Source organism: Winogradskyella pelagia (genome assembly GCF_017581965.1).
Lineage (GTDB): Bacteria > Bacteroidota > Bacteroidia > Flavobacteriales > Flavobacteriaceae > Winogradskyella > Winogradskyella pelagia.
Genome location: NZ_JAGEVF010000007.1, coordinates 87,606 through 107,869, shown reverse-complemented (window position 1 = coordinate 107,869; position 20,264 = coordinate 87,606). Strand labels below are relative to the sequence as shown.

General features: G+C 36.5%; 15 protein-coding genes. 9 read left to right on the top strand and 6 right to left on the bottom strand.

What is annotated here, in order from left to right; genetic code table 11:
- Window positions 1-5: 5 nt before the first annotated feature.
- Together J4050_RS10010 and J4050_RS10005 are read left to right on the top strand one after the other, a co-directional pair.
- A complete protein-coding gene (locus tag J4050_RS10010) occupies window positions 6-4,103 on the top strand; it encodes a choice-of-anchor I family protein (RefSeq protein WP_208154445.1) in 4,098 nt (1,365 codons plus the stop codon).
- Window positions 4,104-4,185: 82 nt separating this feature from the next.
- Window positions 4,186-5,184, top strand: a complete 999-nt coding sequence (locus J4050_RS10005) for an App1 family protein phosphatidate phosphatase (protein ID WP_208154444.1) — start codon at window positions 4,186-4,188, stop codon at window positions 5,182-5,184.
- On the opposite strand, the gene J4050_RS10000 is transcribed toward J4050_RS10005, so the two are convergent.
- From J4050_RS10000 to J4050_RS09985, 4 genes are all read right to left on the bottom strand, one after another.
- The gene (locus J4050_RS10000) at window positions 5,181-5,795 is read right to left on the bottom strand and encodes a deoxynucleoside kinase (protein WP_208154443.1); all 615 of its coding nucleotides are present in this window, start codon (window positions 5,793-5,795) and stop codon (window positions 5,181-5,183) included. The two genes, J4050_RS10005 and J4050_RS10000, sit on opposite strands and share 4 nt — an antisense overlap.
- A gap of 3 nt (window positions 5,796-5,798) precedes the next feature.
- The gene (locus J4050_RS09995) at window positions 5,799-6,581 is read right to left on the bottom strand and encodes a hypothetical protein (protein WP_208154442.1); all 783 of its coding nucleotides are present in this window, start codon (window positions 6,579-6,581) and stop codon (window positions 5,799-5,801) included.
- Window positions 6,582-6,651: 70 nt separating this feature from the next.
- On the bottom strand, window positions 6,652-7,335 hold the full coding sequence (locus J4050_RS09990; RefSeq protein ID WP_208154441.1) for a response regulator transcription factor: 684 nt from the start codon (window positions 7,333-7,335) through the stop codon (window positions 6,652-6,654).
- Entirely contained in the window at window positions 7,328-8,875 is a 1,548-nt protein-coding gene (locus J4050_RS09985; RefSeq protein WP_208154440.1) for a sensor histidine kinase, read from the bottom strand. The genes J4050_RS09990 and J4050_RS09985 overlap by 8 nt, the downstream gene beginning before the upstream one ends.
- 128 nt (window positions 8,876-9,003) lie before the next feature.
- On the opposite strand from J4050_RS09985, the gene J4050_RS09980 reads away from it, so the two are divergent.
- From J4050_RS09980 to J4050_RS09960, 5 genes are all read left to right on the top strand, one after another.
- Window positions 9,004-9,372: a hypothetical protein gene (locus tag J4050_RS09980; protein ID WP_208154439.1), complete on the top strand. Its 369-nt coding sequence runs from the start codon at window positions 9,004-9,006 to the stop codon at window positions 9,370-9,372.
- Window positions 9,373-9,390: 18 nt separating this feature from the next.
- Complete coding sequence (locus J4050_RS09975) at window positions 9,391-10,251, top strand: GLPGLI family protein (protein WP_208154438.1); 861 nt, start codon at window positions 9,391-9,393, stop codon at window positions 10,249-10,251.
- Window positions 10,252-10,427: 176 nt separating this feature from the next.
- A complete protein-coding gene (locus tag J4050_RS09970; protein ID WP_208154437.1) occupies window positions 10,428-11,285 on the top strand; it encodes a GLPGLI family protein in 858 nt (285 codons plus the stop codon).
- A gap of 47 nt (window positions 11,286-11,332) precedes the next feature.
- Window positions 11,333-14,032, top strand: coding sequence for a TonB-dependent receptor (locus J4050_RS09965; RefSeq protein ID WP_208154436.1), 2,700 nt, complete (start codon window positions 11,333-11,335; stop codon window positions 14,030-14,032).
- Window positions 14,033-14,131: 99 nt separating this feature from the next.
- The gene (locus tag J4050_RS09960; RefSeq protein ID WP_208154435.1) at window positions 14,132-15,688 is read left to right on the top strand and encodes a M20/M25/M40 family metallo-hydrolase; all 1,557 of its coding nucleotides are present in this window, start codon (window positions 14,132-14,134) and stop codon (window positions 15,686-15,688) included.
- A 41-nt stretch (window positions 15,689-15,729) separates the two neighbouring features.
- On the opposite strand, the gene metK is transcribed toward J4050_RS09960, so the two are convergent.
- Complete coding sequence (gene metK, locus J4050_RS09955) at window positions 15,730-16,983, bottom strand: methionine adenosyltransferase (protein ID WP_208154434.1); 1,254 nt, start codon at window positions 16,981-16,983, stop codon at window positions 15,730-15,732.
- 289 nt (window positions 16,984-17,272) lie between these two features.
- On the opposite strand from metK, the gene J4050_RS09950 reads away from it, so the two are divergent.
- Complete coding sequence (locus tag J4050_RS09950; RefSeq protein ID WP_208154433.1) at window positions 17,273-18,370, top strand: acyloxyacyl hydrolase; 1,098 nt, start codon at window positions 17,273-17,275, stop codon at window positions 18,368-18,370.
- Window positions 18,367-19,140, top strand: a complete 774-nt coding sequence (locus J4050_RS09945; protein ID WP_208154432.1) for a head GIN domain-containing protein — start codon at window positions 18,367-18,369, stop codon at window positions 19,138-19,140. Before J4050_RS09950 ends, J4050_RS09945 begins: the two co-directional genes overlap by 4 nt.
- Here J4050_RS09945 and gldA read toward each other — a convergent pair.
- Complete coding sequence (gene gldA / locus J4050_RS09940) at window positions 19,133-20,026, bottom strand: gliding motility-associated ABC transporter ATP-binding subunit GldA (protein ID WP_208154431.1); 894 nt, start codon at window positions 20,024-20,026, stop codon at window positions 19,133-19,135. The two genes, J4050_RS09945 and gldA, sit on opposite strands and share 8 nt — an antisense overlap.
- Between the last annotated feature and the right edge of the window lie 238 nt (window positions 20,027-20,264).

Sequence of the window (20,264 nt, the reverse complement as noted above, 5' to 3'; positions counted from 1 at the left end):
TTCCAATGAAAAATTTTTACTTTGAAAAAATCATGGTATTTATCATGATTTTACTCATGTTTTCTGGTGCAAAAATAATTGCCCAGAACTTCGAACTACAATTGTTGCACTACTCTGATGTTGACGGTAACGAGGAGAGTGCGCTTGATGCGGTGGACGAGTTTTCTGCCTTGGTCGATTTTTTCAAGAACGACCCAACTTATAGCAACAACACCCTTACCGTAACCTCTGGTGATCTTATCATCCCTGGACCTAGATATTTTGCCGCTGAGAACAGTGCGGTACGAAGCTTGACAGGTAGCAACGAGCCAGGCCATGTGGATATAGCATTTGCTAATATTTTCGGTGTTGATGTATCAAGTTTTGGGAACCACGAGTTCGATCAAGGGCCTGGAGAGTTGTTTGATTCGGCTTTTAACATTGAATCAAATAGTGGTGTTACCTTTCCAGGATCTAATTTTCCTTGGTTATCCACCAATATAGACTTTTCTTCTGATGGCGACTTCTCGGGTATCATCGGAACAGACGGTAATGACATATCCACATTAAATAACCAAGTAGCCAAATATGCTGTGGTGACCATAGATGGAGAAACAATCGGAATTGTTGGTGCTGTTGCTCCTAGTTTTCCAAATATTACAACCATGGGCAGCTTGGTAGTATCACCAAGTCCAGGGACAACGGTAAATGATTTGGCTGCAGAGATTCAGACAAGTGTGGATGCACTTACTAATAGTGGTGTCAATAAAATTGTTCTTTTGGCTCACATGCAAGCCATAAGTATAGAGAAACAACTGGCATCACTGTTAGACGGTGTTGATATTATAGTGGCCGGAGGATCCAACACAAGAATGGGAGATAGCAACGATACTTTGTTCAGTAATTCATTTGTTACCGATGCAGCATTCGATGAGGCCTATCCCTTCCAAACTACTGATGCTGGAGGAGATCCTGTATTGGTCGTTAATGTAGATGGCGATTATAAATACCTTGGAAGATTAGTTGTCGAGTTCGATTCCAATGGTATATTAGATATCAGTGCATTGGACGATACTATAAATGGTGTCTACCCAGCGACTGAGACTTTGGTAAATTCTTTAAGTGCTACGCCAAACCCAGATGTAGTTGCCATTAGAGATGCTGTTCAAGGTGTTATCACCGCACAGTTTAGTAATGTTGTAGGTTTTGCTAGTGTCTATCTTGATGGGAGAAGATCTCAGGTTAGGACACAGGAGACCAACTTAGGCAATTTGACTGCAGATGCTAACCTTTGGTACGCCAATCTTCTTAATCCTGCTGCAGATGCAGATGTGGACATTTCACTTAAGAACGGCGGTGGTATAAGAACAGAGATTGGTTCAGCGGTGCTTCCTGGAGGATCAAATGATCCAAATGATATTGTGTTTTCTCCTCCAACCAATAATGAAGTTTCCGAGGGTAATTTAAGGGCGACATTGCGTTTTGACAACGGGCTTGTAAGATTGACCATGACACCGGCCGAATTGATAACCATAATAGAGCACGGTCTAGCAGAAGTAGCTCCAGGAGCAACTCCTGGACGTTTCCCTCAGATAGGAGGAATGAGTTTTGTTTATGATCCTAACCGACCAGCAGGTAGCAGGTTAGTTAGTTTGGTGGTTGATCGAGGTGATGCTGATCCAACTAATGATGTGGTTGTCGTAGACAACGGTGTTAATGTTGCTCCCGGTGGAATTACCTTCAATATGGTGACCTTAAACTTTCTTGCCAACGGAGGGGATAGCTATCCATTCGATCAATTGAGTGCCCCTAACCGAATAAATTACTATAGTGGTCTCGGTTTTGGTGAGACCGTCGACTTTCCTGATGGAGATCTTGGTAATGATCCTGGTAATAACAGCACCTTTAGTAATACAGGTGGGGAACAGGACGCGGTGGCCGAGTACATGTCTACTTTCCATCCAGACAATGCGTCGGCTTACGACATTGCTGAAACAGATGCTGACCAGGATACAAGAATTAGAATAGGAATGCTTCCAGTTTTGACTTTTTCTGAAGCCTATGATTCTGTCTCTGAGAATGGTTCAAGTATCACCTTAACAGTATCAATTTCTGAAGCTCCAGGCTCAGAAGTAACCGTTGAAGTGGCATTAGTTACTGGCGGTTCTGCAGTTGAGGGTAGTGATTTTACCTATCCTACGATGCAGACCTTGACCTTTCCTGCGGGTAGTTCTGCGGACCAGACCTTGAATATTCCGATTATAGACAATGGTGATGATGGTTCTGACATATTCTTTGTAGTTGAGTTACAAAATGCCAGTGGTGCGACTATAGGTAGTGCGAATACATTCTCGGCCCATATTCTTGATGATGATACTGTTGTACCTGCAGTCGATTCATCAGTTTTGAACGCCAGCTATCTGGCAAGCTATTTGGTCGATGCCAATGGAACTGCTGAGATAACAGCATATGACCCGAGTACACAACGTTTATTCGTTACCAATAGTACTTCAATTGAAGTTTTAGATTTTTCAGACCCAAGTAATATTACTCCAATTTCAAGTATTGCTTTACCACCCAATACAGACGGCGTGCAGAGTGTTGCTGTGAGTAATGGTATTTTAGCAGCAGCTATAGCAGCAGACCCTAAAACAGATCCAGGTATGGTTATGTTCTCTGATACAGACGGGAATAATCAGGTTATGGTAACGGCTGGGGCTTTGCCAGATATGTTAACCTTTACACCTGATGGTACAAAACTATTGGTTGCTAATGAAGGAGAACCTAATAACGATTATACAATTGATCCTGAAGGTGGTGTTTCGATTATAGATGTAACAGGTGGTTTAGGTTCTATTGACCAAAGTGATGTAACTAATTTAGGCTTTACCGGCTTTAATGGTGATTTGGCTGCGCTGTTGGCAGCAGATGTTAGGATATTTGGACCTGGGGCTAACGTTGCTCAAGATGTTGAACCTGAATATATAGCCGTTTCAGATGATAGCCAGACAGCCTATGTAGTACTGCAAGAAAACAATGCCTATGCTATTGTAGACCTTACTGTACCAACTATTACTCAAATTGTTCCATTCGGTCTAAAGGATCATAGTATTGCATCCAATTCATTGGATACCAGTGATGAGCAAGACTTTATTTTCAATGCGTCTTGGCCTATTTATGGTATGTACATGCCAGACGGGATTGATTACTATAATGTTGGTGGTACAGCTTACATCGTTACGGCCAATGAAGGTGATGCACGTGAGTATGATACTTATGAGGAGGAACGCAAATTAGATGACTCTGACTATAATTTGGATCCTGCAGTATTCCCTAATGCCTCTATATTGGAACTAGAAAATACCCTCGGTGATATTAATGTTTCGAACGCTTCTGGTAATACCGATGGTGATCCAGAGTTCGAGGAAATCCATGTTTATGGTGCCCGGTCGTTCAGTATTTTTGAGGCGAATTCAGGGAACATTGTCTATGACAGCGGTAATGACTTTGAGGTGATTACGGCTGCTGATGCTACTTATGGTGGTATTTTCAACGCGAGTAACAGTAACAATAACTTCAAGAATAGGAGTGACAATAAAGGACCTGAACCAGAAGCGGTTATTGTAGAGGAAATAGAAGGTTCTTTCTATGCCTTTGTGCTCCTAGAAAGAATAGGCGGTGTTATGATTTATGATGTGACAGATCCAAATGCACCTGTTTTCTTACAATATTTGAACAGTCGTGGTAATGTGGAGGGCGACCCAGAAAGTGGCGACCTTGGACCTGAGGGCATTGTTTATGTGAATGCTGATGACAGTCCAACAGGAACTGCTTTAATTGTAATATCCAACGAAGTGAGTGCTACATTGAGTATTTATTCTTTGGACAACATATTGAGCGTTGATGATAATGTTATTGCATCTAATGATTTTAGAATGTTCCCAAATCCAACAAAAGGTAGAGTGAACTTTAGTCACATGAGTGACTATAAAGTTTATGATATTTCTGGACGAATGGTCACCGAAGTTAAGAATTCGAGTACCATTGATTTACAAAATGTGAGACCTGGACTTTACATCATTGAGAATGCCTTAGGTATTACAAAGAAGTTACTAGTTGAATAATTCTATTTAATTAAATAACTAAAAGCCTTGTCATTGACAGGGCTTTTTTATTTTTACCTATAGTTATTTTCATTTATTATTAATGTTAAGAAAAGATCCATTACAAATTATTCCATTTTCTACCTATGGTACTCAACAACATTTGTACTTAAGGGGAAGGGCCATTGAAGATGAGGACATTGACTTGGGCGATAAGAACTGGTGGAGTGTTGTTGTGAATTCATGGAAGCGTTTTGAAACCGACGAAATAAGAGGAACGCCTATTCGTTTTAAGTTAAATGCAGATGAAACCGTTTACTGCAATACAGACAAAGAGGGTTACTTTTTAATAGATCAAACTTTAAAAGATTTAAAGCTATCAACGGATGATGAGGGTTGGTTTAATTATGAAGTTAGTTTTGACACAGAATCACAACGCAGACATATCCAACAAGAAAATAAATTTACTGGAGCAATGCTTATACCTCCGGAAAACGCTGCATTTGGGGTTATTAGCGATATTGATGACACCATACTTCAGACAGGTGTGGCCTCGCCCTTAAAATGGCGTGTAGCGGTTAATACATTTTTGAAAACACCACAAAAACGCAAAGCGCTAGAAGGTGCTTCGGAGTTTTATTCAGTATTACACAAAGGAAAAACGCTCAATGAAGCTAATCCTATTTTTTATGTTAGTAATAGCCCATGGAATCTCTACAGGTATTTAGATGTCTTTTTAAGGCAGAATAAATTTCCAAAAGGACCTGTTTTGCTGCGAGATTTTAGAACACCATTTGATAGAACACCCAGAACGGAATTGGTGCATAAGTATCATGAGATTTACAATATTTTAAAAACCTATCCGCTTCTAAATTTTATTCTTATTGGAGATTGTGGAGAGAAGGATGCTTATATTTATCTGGATGTGGTTAAAGAGTTTCCTAACAGAATAAATGCTATTTACCTAAGGTCTGTTGAGCATAACAAGAAGATGAATAGAATGGTCAACCTATTTTCAGATTACAAAGAAGTCCCAGTACAAATCGTGGAAAAAAGTGAGGAGGCTTTTAGCCATGCTAAAAGTCATGGATTTATTGCTTAGAATAAGCCATTAATCTCTGCATCAATCTTATTTATAATACCACCTAAATCTTCAGGATTATCAACAAAGTCCAATTCGTCAACATTAATAATGAGAAGATTACCTTTATCGTAACCGTGTATCCAGGCTTCATAGCGCTCATTCAATCGACTTAAATAATCAATGCTTATAGAATTTTCATAATCACGACCGCGCTTGTGTATTTGTGAAACTAAATTGGGAATAGTACTTCTTAAATAGATTAATAAATCCGGCCCTTTAACAAAGGACTCCATGAGTTCGAATAAGGAGGAATAATTCTCAAAATCTCGATTTGTCATAAGTCCCATTGCATGAAGGTTTGGTGCAAAAATATGGGCGTCTTCGTAAATGGTTCTATCTTGGATTATATCCTTACCACTATTTCTAATTTGTTTAATCTGTCTAAATCGACTGTTTAAAAAATAAACTTGTAGATTAAAACTCCAGCGTTCCATTTGGTTGTAAAAATCATCTAAATATGGATTGTCTACAACATCTTCTAGCTGGGCTTCCCATTTGTAATGTTTTGCTAATAATTTAGTCAGTGTTGTTTTACCAGCACCGATATTTCCTGCCACAGCAATATGCATAATCTATTGTAATTTTAGTTGATAGCGACTGAGAGTTCCGTCGTTGTAAATATACAAGGTTTCATTCGTTACCAAAAACTGTTTTATTAACAAATTAGGGTGTTCAATAGCCTTTATCTCTGAACCATTTTTAGGTAAGATATAAAGCTTATTTCCTTTGTTTAGTATTAAGTGCGCCTTGCTAAAGGCCATATTTTTAAAGCCGTCATTGGTATGCTTTGCAACCAAACTTCCAAAGTAATTGTAGATATAAAGGTACTTCTCTGTTAACATATAACAGTAATTGTAATCACTTTTTAAATCTAGTATTTGAGATTGTACAGGGACTGTTTTTAATCGTATTTTATTGGTGATGAAGTCATAGAGCTCAAGTTGCTGTAAATCTTGATTAAAAATCCAAAGGGTATTATCAAAGCCATTGGAAACATAGGATACATTTTTATAGGGAATTAAGGTGTTAAAATCAATTTTAAAAATTTCTGCCAATCTGTTATCTAAAATAATGGCGGTGTTGAAGTCTTGATAAAACAAATTAATTTTTAACGGATTAAAGGCATTGGCACTCGTTATTTCATTAAGTTGAAAGTTGGTGTAGGTAACAATAGTGTCTTTTGTTTTTTTGTAAAAGGTATTATCCTCAGTGGTGTAGTAAAAGGTGCCAAACGTATCTACTCCAAATATAGATTTGGCGTCAATTTTTATGGAATCCTTAAAAATTGCTTTAGGTTTAATTTGGGCATTTAACAAACACCCGAGACATAGAAAAAAATAAAAAATCTTGCGCATTAGAAATGGAAAAGTACAAAAAAATGTACCATTCTATAACACCATATTAATATGTTTTAGTATATACTTATTATAGAGTCAGTTTGTATCCATAACCACGCACATTGATAATCTGAATGCGAGAATCTTGTTTGAGTTTCTTCCTTAGCTTGGTGATAAAAACGTCCATACTTCTAGCAGAAAAGAAATCATCAGTGCCCCAAAGTTTATTTAGAATAAGGGAACGGTCTAATACCCTGTTTTTGTTTTTTATAAGATGAAAGAGTAAGTGGGCTTCCCTATGGGTGAGTTGAACTGTATTTTCATTTTTATACGATAGAATTTGTTTCGGAAAATCAAATGTGAAATCACCAAGTGATATAACCTCTGTTTGCTTTTGAAGCTTAGAACGATGTAGCAAGTTATGTACACGTACTATAAGCTCTTCCATACTAAACGGCTTTTTTAGATAATCATTACCTCCAATTGAGAACCCTTCTACAACATCTGTAGTTTGGGATTTTGCAGTTAAGAAAATAATGGGAATAGTATCATCAACAGCGCGTATTTCTTTTGCTAATGTAAAACCATCTTTTTTTGGCATCATTACATCCAAAACCAAGACATCTGGTGATTCGGTTTGATATTTTTCAAGCGCTTTTACACCATCTTCGCATAAAACAACATCGAAGTCTCTTGTCTCTAAACTTTCTTTTATAATAAGGCCTAAAGCCGCCTCGTCCTCTGCTAAAAGTAATTTTATGGTATCAGCCATTTGGTAGCGTAATTTTAAAAGTGGTCAAAGCATTATTGATTTCAACAGTTATAGTTCCTCCGAGTTTTTCTATAATCGTTTTGGTATAAAACAACCCAATACCAAATCCTTTTACGTCATGCCTATTGCCTTTTGGCACACGATAGAATTTTTCAAAAATCCGTTCTTTGTCTGCTTTTGAGAGATTTTTTCCATTATCAGAAATAAGGATTTCAAGATGGTTTGATTTAGGAAGAACATCAACGAAAATTTCAGGACCACCATATTTAACGGCATTATCAAAAAGGTTATTGATGGCATTTTCGAAATGAAAAACATCAACCGAAGCTCGTATGCTTTTAGCTTTCAAACTCAACCGAAATTCTTTTTTTGGAAACTGAACCTCATAGCGATTGAATACATCTTCAATGATGTCAACGACATTGACCGTTTCTAGTTGAAGTTTTAGTTTATCACTGTCAAGGGTTGCTGTTTCCAGAAGTTTCTCAACCATGATATTCAGTTTGCCTAATTGCTCAGACGACATATCGAGGTATTTTTTTGTTTTCTCTTTATCGTCAATACCGTTAAAATTATTAATGCTCTCTAAGGCTACACCAATGGTGGCAATAGGTGTTTTAAACTCGTGTGTAATGTTGCTTATGAGGTCATTCTTAACTTCTGCCAGCTGCTTCTGATTTTTGATGATTTTCAATAAATAAAATAGACAACTAATAACTGCTAGGACAAGTACGATAGAAATTAGAATACCACTAAGGCTTCGCTTTAACACCGTTAAGGTTTCATTACTGTATTCCAATTCGAGGATACTTCCTTTTGGTAAAAATGTTGACTCTGAAATGGCATTGAGTTCGTATTCCTTTTCAACTGAGTTTTTGTTTTGCAGCGAGTCTTTTATCTTAGCCACTTGTCTAAATACGCTAGATTTAAAAAACTTAAGTTGGCTTTTAATCCCTATTTCTTTTCGTTGAAACTCCTTTTTGAGCAAACTATCAACTTCGGCTACATTGAGACTATCATTAGTGATAGATACTACTATTTTTGAAGTCAAGAACTCAATATTCTTCATGTTCAAACTATCATTAGCTTCCTTGATACTGTCTAGTCGATATTTAAATAAACCTTGTGAGACATTGGGGCTATTGTCCTGTTTTAGGAAATTCTCCATTGAATCTACTGCCTTGCCTTTGAGAACCGTTATGCCTTTTATATTATTAATCCCGAAGGAATCATTGAACACAAATTGCTTTTTATTTTCATCTACACTATCTATCTGCATTAATAATCGCTCTACTTCACTCCCTTCTGCGAGGGCATTTTTTTGTTGGTCGCCATCTAAGAAAATACCGAAAGTAGATTTTTCGGCAAGCCTTGCATAGTAGTCGTCAACAGCTTTATCTAAGCTTACTTGTACGTCAGTTTTAAGCTGTTGCTTGTTAGTGAGGTAGTTTTTGTAATTCCAATACGCCTGTATGGTAATAGTTGCGATAATCACCGTGACAATTACATATAGGATATATTGATAACGTTTGTCATTCATATGTCAAATGTATGGGTAAATACCAAAGTAATACTAATCGGTTAACACACGTTAACACTGGTTAACGCATTAGAACAAAATCTGTGATGATATTTGTAGGGTATTAATCATTAAAAGTATTAGAAATCATGAAAAATTTAATTTTACCTTTAACCTTAGTGTTAGGAGTTTTGGGATTCAGTCAATCTAAATCTTTAGAGGATATAGAAATTAGAAAAGAGACAAGGGTGGAGCGCGTTGATGTTACGGTTACAGTGGATTCACTTGAGGAGTTGGAGTCTACATTTACCCTAGATGATGTAAGGGAAATGTTTGAACTATCAGGTGATGATAAAGCAGTATCCTTTAAATTGGTATGTAACGGCAAACCAATGTCAAATGGACAAAAATCTAATATGTCCTACAAAGTTGAAGGGTCCTCAGGTGAAGAGACTATTTTTATTAAGCGGGTAGAAGCCATAAAAAAGGCGGCAATTAAATATTATCAAAATAAATAACTAAAAATCATCAATCAAATGGCAACAGTTATAAGAATAGTAGTTTTGGTATTGACGGCAGTATTTTCTACTGCTAATGCTCAAGATTTTCAAGGAGTCGCAACGTACAAGACAAAGCGAAAAGTTGATTTAAAAATTGATAGTACCAATACAAGTTTAGCGCCTGACATGCAAAAGAAGATGCAAGAAATGCTAAAAAAGCAGTTTGAGAAAACATTTTTACTGTCCTTCAATAGAGAAGAGTCTGTTTATAAGGAGGATGTAAGTCTGGCAACGCCTGGTTCTGGAATTTCTGTAGATGGCATTCAAATTAAAGCGTTCGGTGGTGGAGGTGGTTCTGATGTTCTTTATAAGAATACTAAGGCCGGTTTTTTTATCAATCAAAATGAATTATTCGGTAAGATATTTCTAATAAAAGATAGTCTAGAGACCTATCAGTGGCAACTAGAGAAGGACACAAAGAACATAGGTAAATTCACCTGTTATAAGGCCACTTTTAAAGAAGATGTTGAAGTTACGACGAGTAGTTTTGGAAACGGTAATGATGATGAAGACTCAGAACCAAAGACAGAGACACGAACTAGAACGGTTACGGCCTGGTATACACCTCAGATACCTATTAATAATGGGCCAAGTCAGTTTCAAGGCTTACCTGGATTAATTCTCGAGATTAATGACGGCGAACAACAAATTATTTGTAGCCAAATAGTTTTAAATCCAGAAAATGATATAAGCATAAAGAAACCATCAAAAGGTAAAGAAGTGAGTAAAGCTGAGTTTGATGAAATCAGGGAGAAGAAGCTAAGAGAATTTCAAGAAAGATATAGACCTACAGGGAGAGAAAGTGGCGAGACCATACAGATTAGAATAGGCGGTTAAAACTTTAAGGTTTTATTAACTAATTAGGATTAAACGTATAGAAAAACTTTAAGTCTAAGAGTTGTTAGTTGATTTAACTGATTGTTGAGAGTGTTAATGTTATAATAAAGAAATGTTTTTTGTTTAAACATTAAATACATTTGTTAGACATCATTAAAGCTAAACCTGTAATTCCTATGAAACCATTATTACTTAAAATCAGTATTTTAGTACTTACCCTTACTGTATTTTCACTTCATAAACCACCTGTACAAGAATTTCAAGGACAGGCTGTATACTTCTCTAAGACAACTATGGATCTTGGACGTTGGGGCGCTCGATTTAGTGAAGCCCAGAAAAAACAAATTAAAGAGCGGATGAAAAGTCAATTAGAGAAGACTTTTGTGCTCAACTTTAACAAAGAAGAGTCTTTATTTTATGAAGAGGATAAATTGGATGCTATGTCTGGTGCAACAAACTCTTGGGGGAAAAATTTCTCTGCGGGCGAAAGCTACAAGAACGTTAAATCAAATACTCAAATTCAGGATCAGGAATTTTACGGTAAACAGTTCTTAGTTAAAGACAAACTGCAGCCAATTCAATGGACAATGGGCAAAGAGTCTAAACAGATAGGAAATTATATGTGTTTTAAGGCTACAGCCATTATTCCTACAAAAGAATTAACCTGGTACACGTTCAGTTGGAACGAAATTAGAGACATGGAAAGAAATCAGAAAATAGCTGATTCATTGAAGGCCATAGGAGAAGAACCAAAACAAGAGATTCCGATGACAACTGTAGAGGCTTGGTATTCGCCGCAAATACCAGTGAGTCATGGTCCTCTAGAGTATTGGGGATTGCCAGGACTTATACTTGAGGTAAGTGCAGGGACTACAACTATGCTTTGTTCAAAAATTACATTAAATCCTGAGGAGAAGGTTAAAATAGAAGCTCCTTCTAAAGGAAAAGAAATTACAAAAAAGGAGTATAAAGAAACCATCATTTCTAAAATGCAGGAATTTAGAAACAATCGTGGCAGGAGAAGACGTAGCTAATATAGCCGTATTTTCTGTTATTACTTCAAACTATATCTAAGCACACTATGAAACACTTTTTGTTTGTAGCGCTACTATGCGTTACTAGTTTGTCATTTGCTCAAGTCACTATGAGTGGTATAATTAAAGATAGCATTGGCACACCTCTTGAGTTAACAAATGTTATAGCCATTGACCCAGAAAGTGGAGGCTTGGAGTCTTACAGTATAACAGACACAAAGGGTTATTATAAATTATCCTTAGCAAAAAATTCTAAATTCAAGTTACAGATTACCGCGATTGGATTTAAATCCATTCAAGAAGAGATTATAACCAAAGAAGCGGACATCAAAAAAGACTTTACCATGAAGATTGATGATGCCTTAGATGCCGTAGAGTTAACCTATGAAATGCCGGTTCAGATCAAAGGAGATACCTTAATATATAATGCAGACTCCTTTAAAAATGGTACAGAACGAAAATTAGAGGACGTTTTAGAAAAATTACCAGGTGTTGAAATTACCGAAGATGGTGGTATAGAGGTGGAGGGTCAACGCGTACAAAAAGTCATGGTTGATGGTAAAGATTTCTTTGATGGTGATACACAAATTGCGACCAAGAATATCCCGTCTAATGTCGTAGACAAAATACAAGTCTTAAAAAATTATTCAGAGAACAGACAGTTGAGTGGTGTAAGAAATAATCAAGATAATGTTGCCATAAATATTAAACTTAAGGAAGGAAAGACCAACTTTTGGTTTGGAGATGTTAGAGTAGGTGCTGGAGCCTCAACCGATGAAGCGCTATATGTTGCACAACCAAAGTTGTTTTATTACAATCCAAAATATAGTGTCAATATTATTGGTGATGTTAACAATATTGGAGAGCCTACACTAAACGGTAGGGATTTACGAAATTTTGGTGGAGGCTTTAGGGCTGCAAGTAGTGGTAGCGGAACAAATCTAAATTTAGGGACATCGACGGCTAATTTTTTAAACACCAACAGAAATCAAGTTGAGCGTATAGAGTCTAAACTTTTAGCAGGTAATTTTAGTTATTCCCCAAAGGATGAATTAGATTTTAGTGGGTTTGCGATTTATAATAGGGCTAATGTCGATACTCGTCAGAGAAATGATATTACTTACACAGATCCAGAATTAGGGATACCAAATGAAACAACCTCACAAGATGCAGATCAAGTAACAGATTCAGGGTTACTAAAATTAAGTACGCGATATATTCCAAATGTGAATAATCAATTAGATTATGATATTTTAGGAAGCTACACCAAAGAAGAGCAAAGTCAACGATTTTTATCCTCTGTATTAGGAGCAAACACGCAGCTAGACGAAAATGATCCGTTTAGTATCAATCAAAATATTAATTATTACTTAACGCTTAATGAAAAGAACATCTTGGCATTTGAAGCACAGCATTTGTTTCAGGATGAAGACCCCTTTTATAATGCTGTTATTGAGGATAAGGATACTTATGAGAACACGGCAGACGATATTGGTTTAGATTTAAATCAACAGAATTTTGATATTGTTCAAGATCGAAGAATAAAGACCAATCAGTTTGATGGGAAGTTAGATTACTACAATGTTTTAAATACAAAGAGTAATTTAAACCTATTCTTGGGAACCATTTTTAGCCGTCAGGATTTTGATTCAAGAATATTCCAATTTTTAGACGATAGATCGGAGTTTGATCCAACTCCAATCGGTAGCGCAGGCGCTACAAATGATGTGCGCTATAGCTTTAGTGATGTTTATGCAGGAGTACGTTATACGGCTAAAGTTGGTGATTTTACCTTTAGGCCTGCCGTTTCTTTTCACGCCTATGGAAATAACAACTTTCAAAACGGGCAAGAATTTGGTGAAGACTTTTATCGTATTTTACCAGACGTTGATATTCGGTGGGATATTAAGAATAGTGAAAGTCTTACGTTTAGATATAATATGCAAAATCAGTTTACTGATGTTACTAATTTAGCTCAAGGCTTGGTCTTAAATAATTTTAATAGCTTATTTGTGGGTAATCCAGATATAGAAAATGGATTGAGCCAAAACGTATCGCTTTTCTACAGAAACTTTAATTTGTTCAATTTTACAAATATCATAGCTAATATTAGTTATAGTAAGCGAGAAGATCAAATTAGAAATATTGTCGATTTTGAAAGTGTTATTAGAAGTTCCACGGTTTTTAATTCTCCATTTGCGGATGAAACCTTAACAGCTTTTGGGCGCTATCAGCGTACTTTTGGTAAAGTTAGAGCTGAATTTCAGGCCAACTTCAACTATTCAAAATTTAATCAAATAATTGGAGGCAATCAATCTACAAACGAGTCCTACACCCAAACTTATCGTCCGGGAATACGTACTAATTTTAGAGAGGCACCAAATATTAATGTAAGGTATAGTTATTCTGTACAGGATGTCGATCAGGGAACCAATAGTAACAAAATTATCACAAACGCGCCCAATGTGGTTTTTGATGCTTATATCTGGAATAAAGTCACCTTTAGAACCGACTATAGTTATAATAGTGTAGATGATGGGACAAATGTTAACACCTTTGATATCTGGAATGCCACATTATCTTACAGGAAAGAGCGTCAGGCAAAATGGGAGTATGAGATTAGAGCAACCAATTTGTTGAACACCCAATCTCGAATTAATACCAATGCTGGTAATATTTCATTAAGTTTACGTGAAACCTTTATTCAGCCTAGGTTCATAACTTTAAGGGTAGTTTATACATTATAAAATGTTCCTTAATACCATAATAAGGCCTCTTCAACTGAAGAGGCCTTTTTTTAATGTTTCTGTAGGCAAATTTGTATATTGAAGTCAAAACACCATAACATGAAAAAACTATACATTTTATTTGGGTTCGCCATAGGTCTAATAGCACTTCAGGGTCAAGCACAAAATTCACAAGAGGTTATTGATGCTATTGTAAAAGAAGCTAATGACAATTCTCAGTTAGAACGTTTGGCTCATGAAATGTTAGATGTAATAGGGCCGCGGTTAGTAGGAACACCGCAAATGAAGCAAGCGCATGATTGGGCTGTTGGCACTTTTCAATCTTGGGGCGTTGATGCCAAAAATGAGAGGTGGGGCGAATGGCGCGGCTGGGAACGCGGTATAACACATATAGATATGCTTGAGCCGAGGGTACAAAGTTTGCAAGGTATGCAACTAGCATGGAACCCAAGTACAGGGTCAAAAGGAGTTAAGGCAGAAGTAGTTGTGATGCCTAATAAGATTTTAGATTCTATGGGTTTTCAAAAGTGGTTGCCAACGGTTAAAGGTAAATTGGTAATGGTCTCTATGAAACAGCCAACAGGGCGTCCAGACTATAATTGGGAGGAGTTTGCTACTGAAGAGTCCTTTGAAAAAATGAAAAGTGACCGTGATGAGCAAACTAAGCAATGGCGCCAAAATATTAGAAACACAGGCTACAATAGTAGAACCATTATTGCTGCCTTAGAGGAAGCAGGAGCCGCTGGTATTATTTCTTGTAATTGGTCGCGTGGTTTTGGGGTTAATAAAATTTTTAGTGCACGAACAAAGGCTATTCCTACCGTAGATGTGGAATTAGAAGATTATACCATGCTTTATCGTCTTGCGGAATATGGTAATAAACCTGTTGTTAAAATTGTGGCTGAATCTAAAGAATTAGGAAGAGTACCAACATTTAATACTATTGCAGAACTTAAGGGTACCGAAAAGCCAGATGAATACATTGTTTTATCCGCACATTTCGATTCTTGGGATGGTGCAACCGGAGCTACGGATAACGGAACAGGATCATTAGTTATGATGGAGGCAATGCGATTACTTAAAAAATTCTACCCAAATCCAAAACGTACGATTATTGTAGGTTTATGGGGAAGTGAAGAACAGGGATTAAATGGCTCTAGATCATTTGTTGAGGATCATCCTGAAGTTGTGGATGGGTTACAGGCATTGTTTAATCAAGACAATGGTACAGGGCGGGTTGTACGTATTTCTGGAGGTGGTTTCCTTAATTCATACGACTATATTTCAAGATGGTTATACCCAGTACCTCAAGATATTAAAACGCACATTGAAACTGATTTTCCCGGTCTGCCAGGTGGAGGAGGTTCAGATTACGCGTCTTTTTTAGCCAAAGGTGCGCCTGCATTTAATTTAAGCGCACTTAACTGGTCTTACTGGAATTATACCTGGCATACCAACAGAGATACCTACGATAAAATTGTTTTTGATGATGTGAGAAGTAACGCCATTCTTACAGCTATATTGGCGTACATGGCGTCCGAAGACCCAGAGAAAAGTTCTAGGGAGAAAATAGTGCTCCCAATAAATCCAAGAACAGGAGAACAACGTACTTGGCCAACACCAAGATCTCCGCAAAGAGATGGTATGAAGGATTAAAAAACAAAGCCTTTCGTTTTGAAAGGGTTTATTATTCAATATTAAATACCAAAGGCTGTTTTAACCTTATCTACATAATCTAACTTTTCCCAAGTGAAAAGTTCAACATCTAGGGTTATGGACTCACCATTGGGTTGCTCAAAGGTTTTTGTTACAACCTCATTGTTGCGGCCCATATGACCATATGCCGCCGTTTCGCTATACATCGGCTGACGCAGGTTTAAGCGTTCTTCTATAGCTGCAGGTCTCATATCAAATAGTTCAGAAACCTTTTTGGCAATTTCACCATCGGTTAAATTAAAAGGACAGGTGCCGTAAGTGTCAATAAAAATACCCATAGGTTCTACAACACCTATGGCGTAAGAAACTTGTACTAGAACTTCATCACACAAACCTGCAGCTACTAAATTTTTAGCAATATGCCTTGTAGCATAAGCGGCACTGCGATCGACCTTACTTGGATCTTTACCCGAAAATGCACCACCACCATGGGCACCTTTACCACCATAGGTGTCAACTATAATCTTACGGCCTGTTAATCCGGTATCACCATGAGGTCCGCCAATAACAAATTTACCGGTTGGGTTAATATGATACTTAATATGCTCAGTAAATAAAGGTTTAATATGATCAGGTACTTTTTCTATTACTCTTGGTATAAGAATCGTTTTGATGTCCTCCCTTATTTTTTCTAACATCACAACTTCTTCATCAAACTCATCATGTTGGGTAGAAATAACTATGGCGTCAATACGTTGAGGCGTGTTATCATCACTGTATTCAATAGTTACTTGACTTTTTGAATCTGGACGTAAATAGGTGATATCCTTGTTTTCGCGTCTTAATGCAGCTAATTCTTTAAGAATTAAATGGGAAATATCCAATGCCAAAGGCATGTAGTTATTAGTTTCATTGGTGGCATAGCCAAACATCATGCCCTGATCGCCAGCACCCTGATCGTCTTTTGAGGCACGATCCACACCACGATTGATGTCTTCGGACTGCTCGTGAATTGCAGAGAGAACACCACAAGAATGACTATCAAACATATACTCGCCTTTAGTATAGCCTATGTTATTTATGGTATCTCTTGCTATTTTTTGTACATCGAGATAAGTTGTGGACTTTACCTCACCAGCTAGAATGACTTGTCCGGTTGTAACTAAAGTTTCGCAAGCCACCTTGGAGTTTTGATCGAATGCTAAAAAATTATCAATTAAAGCATCGCTTATTTGGTCTGCAACTTTATCCGGATGTCCTTCAGAAACACTTTCTGAAGTAAATAAATATGACATAAATATTATAGTATTACTAAGAAAAACACCTGATGGCTATTGCAACCTGCTAGAGAAGTGATTTAAACTGCTTTAGCATTTTTGTTTCCGTTGGCATAGCCCACTTCAGAGGTTGCAATCAGATCAAATCTTTCCTCTAATTTTAATGAGCACAAAAATAGACATTTTGTTAGAATCGACCATAACACAGAATAGAATTATGATTTTGTTAGGATAGCAAAAGCATTAAATAACCAATTTGGTGCTTCAGTTTATGAATTCTGTTATTTTTGCCATCGACAATACTTTAATGAAACGACACCTATCTTGTATTATCATGGTTTTGGGATTTCTTATTTTGAAAGCCCAAGACGACCAAGCACTTCATTCCTACACAGATATTTCTTATTTTAAAGGTAACATAGCTCTTCATAACAGTGATATTTTACATTTAATTTCAGGCAGGCCGGAAGGCTTCATTCTTGGTTGGAACCGTAAGACATTTGGAGAGGAAGACTGGCACAAACGCTATAATTATCCAGATTATGGTTTTTCATTTTCATACCAAGATTTTAAGGATAGTAGGTTGGGCGAAAATTTAGCTCTTTACGCACATTTTAATTTTTATTTTTTTAAGCGAAGGCTAATGTTACGAATTGGTCAAGGTATTGCTTACACAACTAATTCTTACGATAAAATTGACAACCCTAAAAACGTGGCATTTGGGTCCGATTTCCTAAGTTCAACTTATCTTATGTTCAATTATAAGAAAGAACGATTAGTAGGGCCTTTTGGCTTTCAAGCGGGTTTGTCATTGATTCATTACTCCAATGCCAATGTAAAGGCTCCAAATACTAGTGTAAATACTGTAGCCATAAATTTAGGCCTTAATTATAACTTTCAAGAAGAAGATAAGGTTTATAAAAAGAAAGCTGATAGCACTAAATTTAGTGAGCCTATTAGATATAATTTAGCATTTAGAACAGGAATTAACGAAAGTGACGTCATAGGAAGTGGACAGTTCCCTTTTTATATTTTTTCTGCCTACGCAGATAAGCGCTTGAGCCATGTAAGTGCTGTTCAATTTGGTGTGGATGTCTTTTTCTCAAACTTTTTAAAGGAGCTGATTTATTATAAATCTGTCGCGTTCCCTGAAGAGAATGTAAGCGGAGATGAGGATTATAAGCGGGTAGGTTTATTTGTTGGACACGAACTATTTGTTAATAAAATGTCTATTGTAGGTCAACTGGGATATTACGTGTATTACCCTTTTGATTTTGAAGGTAAAGTATACTTTCGGATAGGACTTAAACGTTATTTTGGTAAAAAGATTTTTGGAGCGGTTACCCTAAAATCTCATGGTGCCAAGGCCGAGGCTGTTGAATTTGGTATTGGAATTAGATTATGATAAGAAGGAGATTATATACTTGTAAGTGGATTTTTGTTGTCAGTTTTACTATTTGTCTTCTCTGGTCTTGTGATTCTAGGAATGCCTTAGATTGTTTTCAAACATCAGGGTCAACGGTAACTGAGGAATTAAATTTAGGCCCATTCAATAGAGTTGTGGTCAATAGAGATATTGAGCTTATTATAAGTGAGTCTTTAGATTATAAGGTAATTATTGAAACAGGAAAAAACCTCATTAATGATGTCAATGCAGAAGTTATTGGAGATAGGCTAATCCTTACTGATTATAATACCTGTAATTTTGTTAGAGATTACGGGATAACAAAGATAAGGGTTGAAACTCCTAATTTAACCGAGATACGGTCGTCTACACAGTACGAAATAAAGTCCGATGGTGTCCTGAATTTTCAAGATGTGACGTTGATTTCCGAAGATGCTAATGAAGAATCTGCATTTACTGTTGGAGATTTTAGACTCACACTAGACTCTGAAAATGTAACTATTATATCCAATAATATTGCATTCTTTTATTTAGATGGAGAAGCAGAAAACATTGATATTGGCTTTTTCTCGGGTTCAGGTCGGTTTGAAGGTGCCAACCTTTTTGCGAAAAATATTAATGTTTCACATAGGGGAAGTAATGATATGATTGTTAACCCTCAACAATCACTAACTGGTGAATTACGTGGCACAGGAAATCTCATTTCTGTTTCAGTACCACCTTTAGTTGATATTAATCAAATTTACACAGGTCAACTCATTTTTAACTAGTCAGATCTCTAAAAAGGGTTTCAAGACTTACATTTTTTTGGTAAAGCTGAAGAATTTTTAGTTCATTATCGTGCGCAAAATCAAAAACAGAAGGACGCATATCTTTGGAGCTAGAGAATGTAATCTCATAAACGAAATCTCGTGTGTTTTTAACGGTTGTAACGTTTGGTAGCTTGAGCAAAAAGGTATCCTCTACCCGATAATCAAATTCCGCTACTACAATTTGTGTGTCGCCATCACGTAGGTCATTTAAATATTTGTCGGCAACTACTTTTCCCTTGTTTATTATAATTACCCTATCGCACATGGCTTCTACCTCTTGCATAATGTGTGTAGATAGAAACACCGTTTTCTTCTTACCTATAGATTTTATTAGCTGTCTTATATCTATTAATTGGTTAGGGTCTAAACCCGTTGTAGGTTCATCTAAAATTAAAACTTCAGGATTATGAAGCATAGCTGCAGCTAATCCAACGCGTTGTCTATAGCCTTTTGATAATTGCCCGATTTTTTTGTGACTTTCTGGACTTAAGCCTGTTAAATCAATGACTTCATTGATTCTTTCTTTTGAGATTTTATGAATTTGAGCATTGAATGATAAATATTCCTTAACAAACATATCTAAATAAAGCGGATTGTGCTCAGGAAGGTATCCAACACTCTTTTGTACATCTTTTTTTGAATTTGCTGTATTAAAACCGTTAACTAATGCCTGCCCTTTTGTTGGCTCTAGATATGAGGTTAATATTTTCATCATGGTAGATTTTCCTGCACCGTTAGGCCCAAGAAATCCAACCACTTCAGCAGTATTAATAGCAAAGGATACTTGGTCTAATGCCTTTTGATTATCATATAATTTGGTTATATCCTTAACTTGAATAGACATATGCTTTATTAGTTTTTGTAAAAATAATCAATTGCTGATACACACCTCGCAAAAATTAAATTATAGAGTTTTGTTTTTACAGATTATTAACTACATTAGCCGCATATTAGTGTTAATAATGTTTAACGATAAATCATATTACAGCTGGTTTTATTTCTTTTTTACCAAAAGAAACGAGGCTTAGTATGTTTTATTTAAAATAAATTTATAAGGTCTCGAGATAATCGAGACCTTTTTG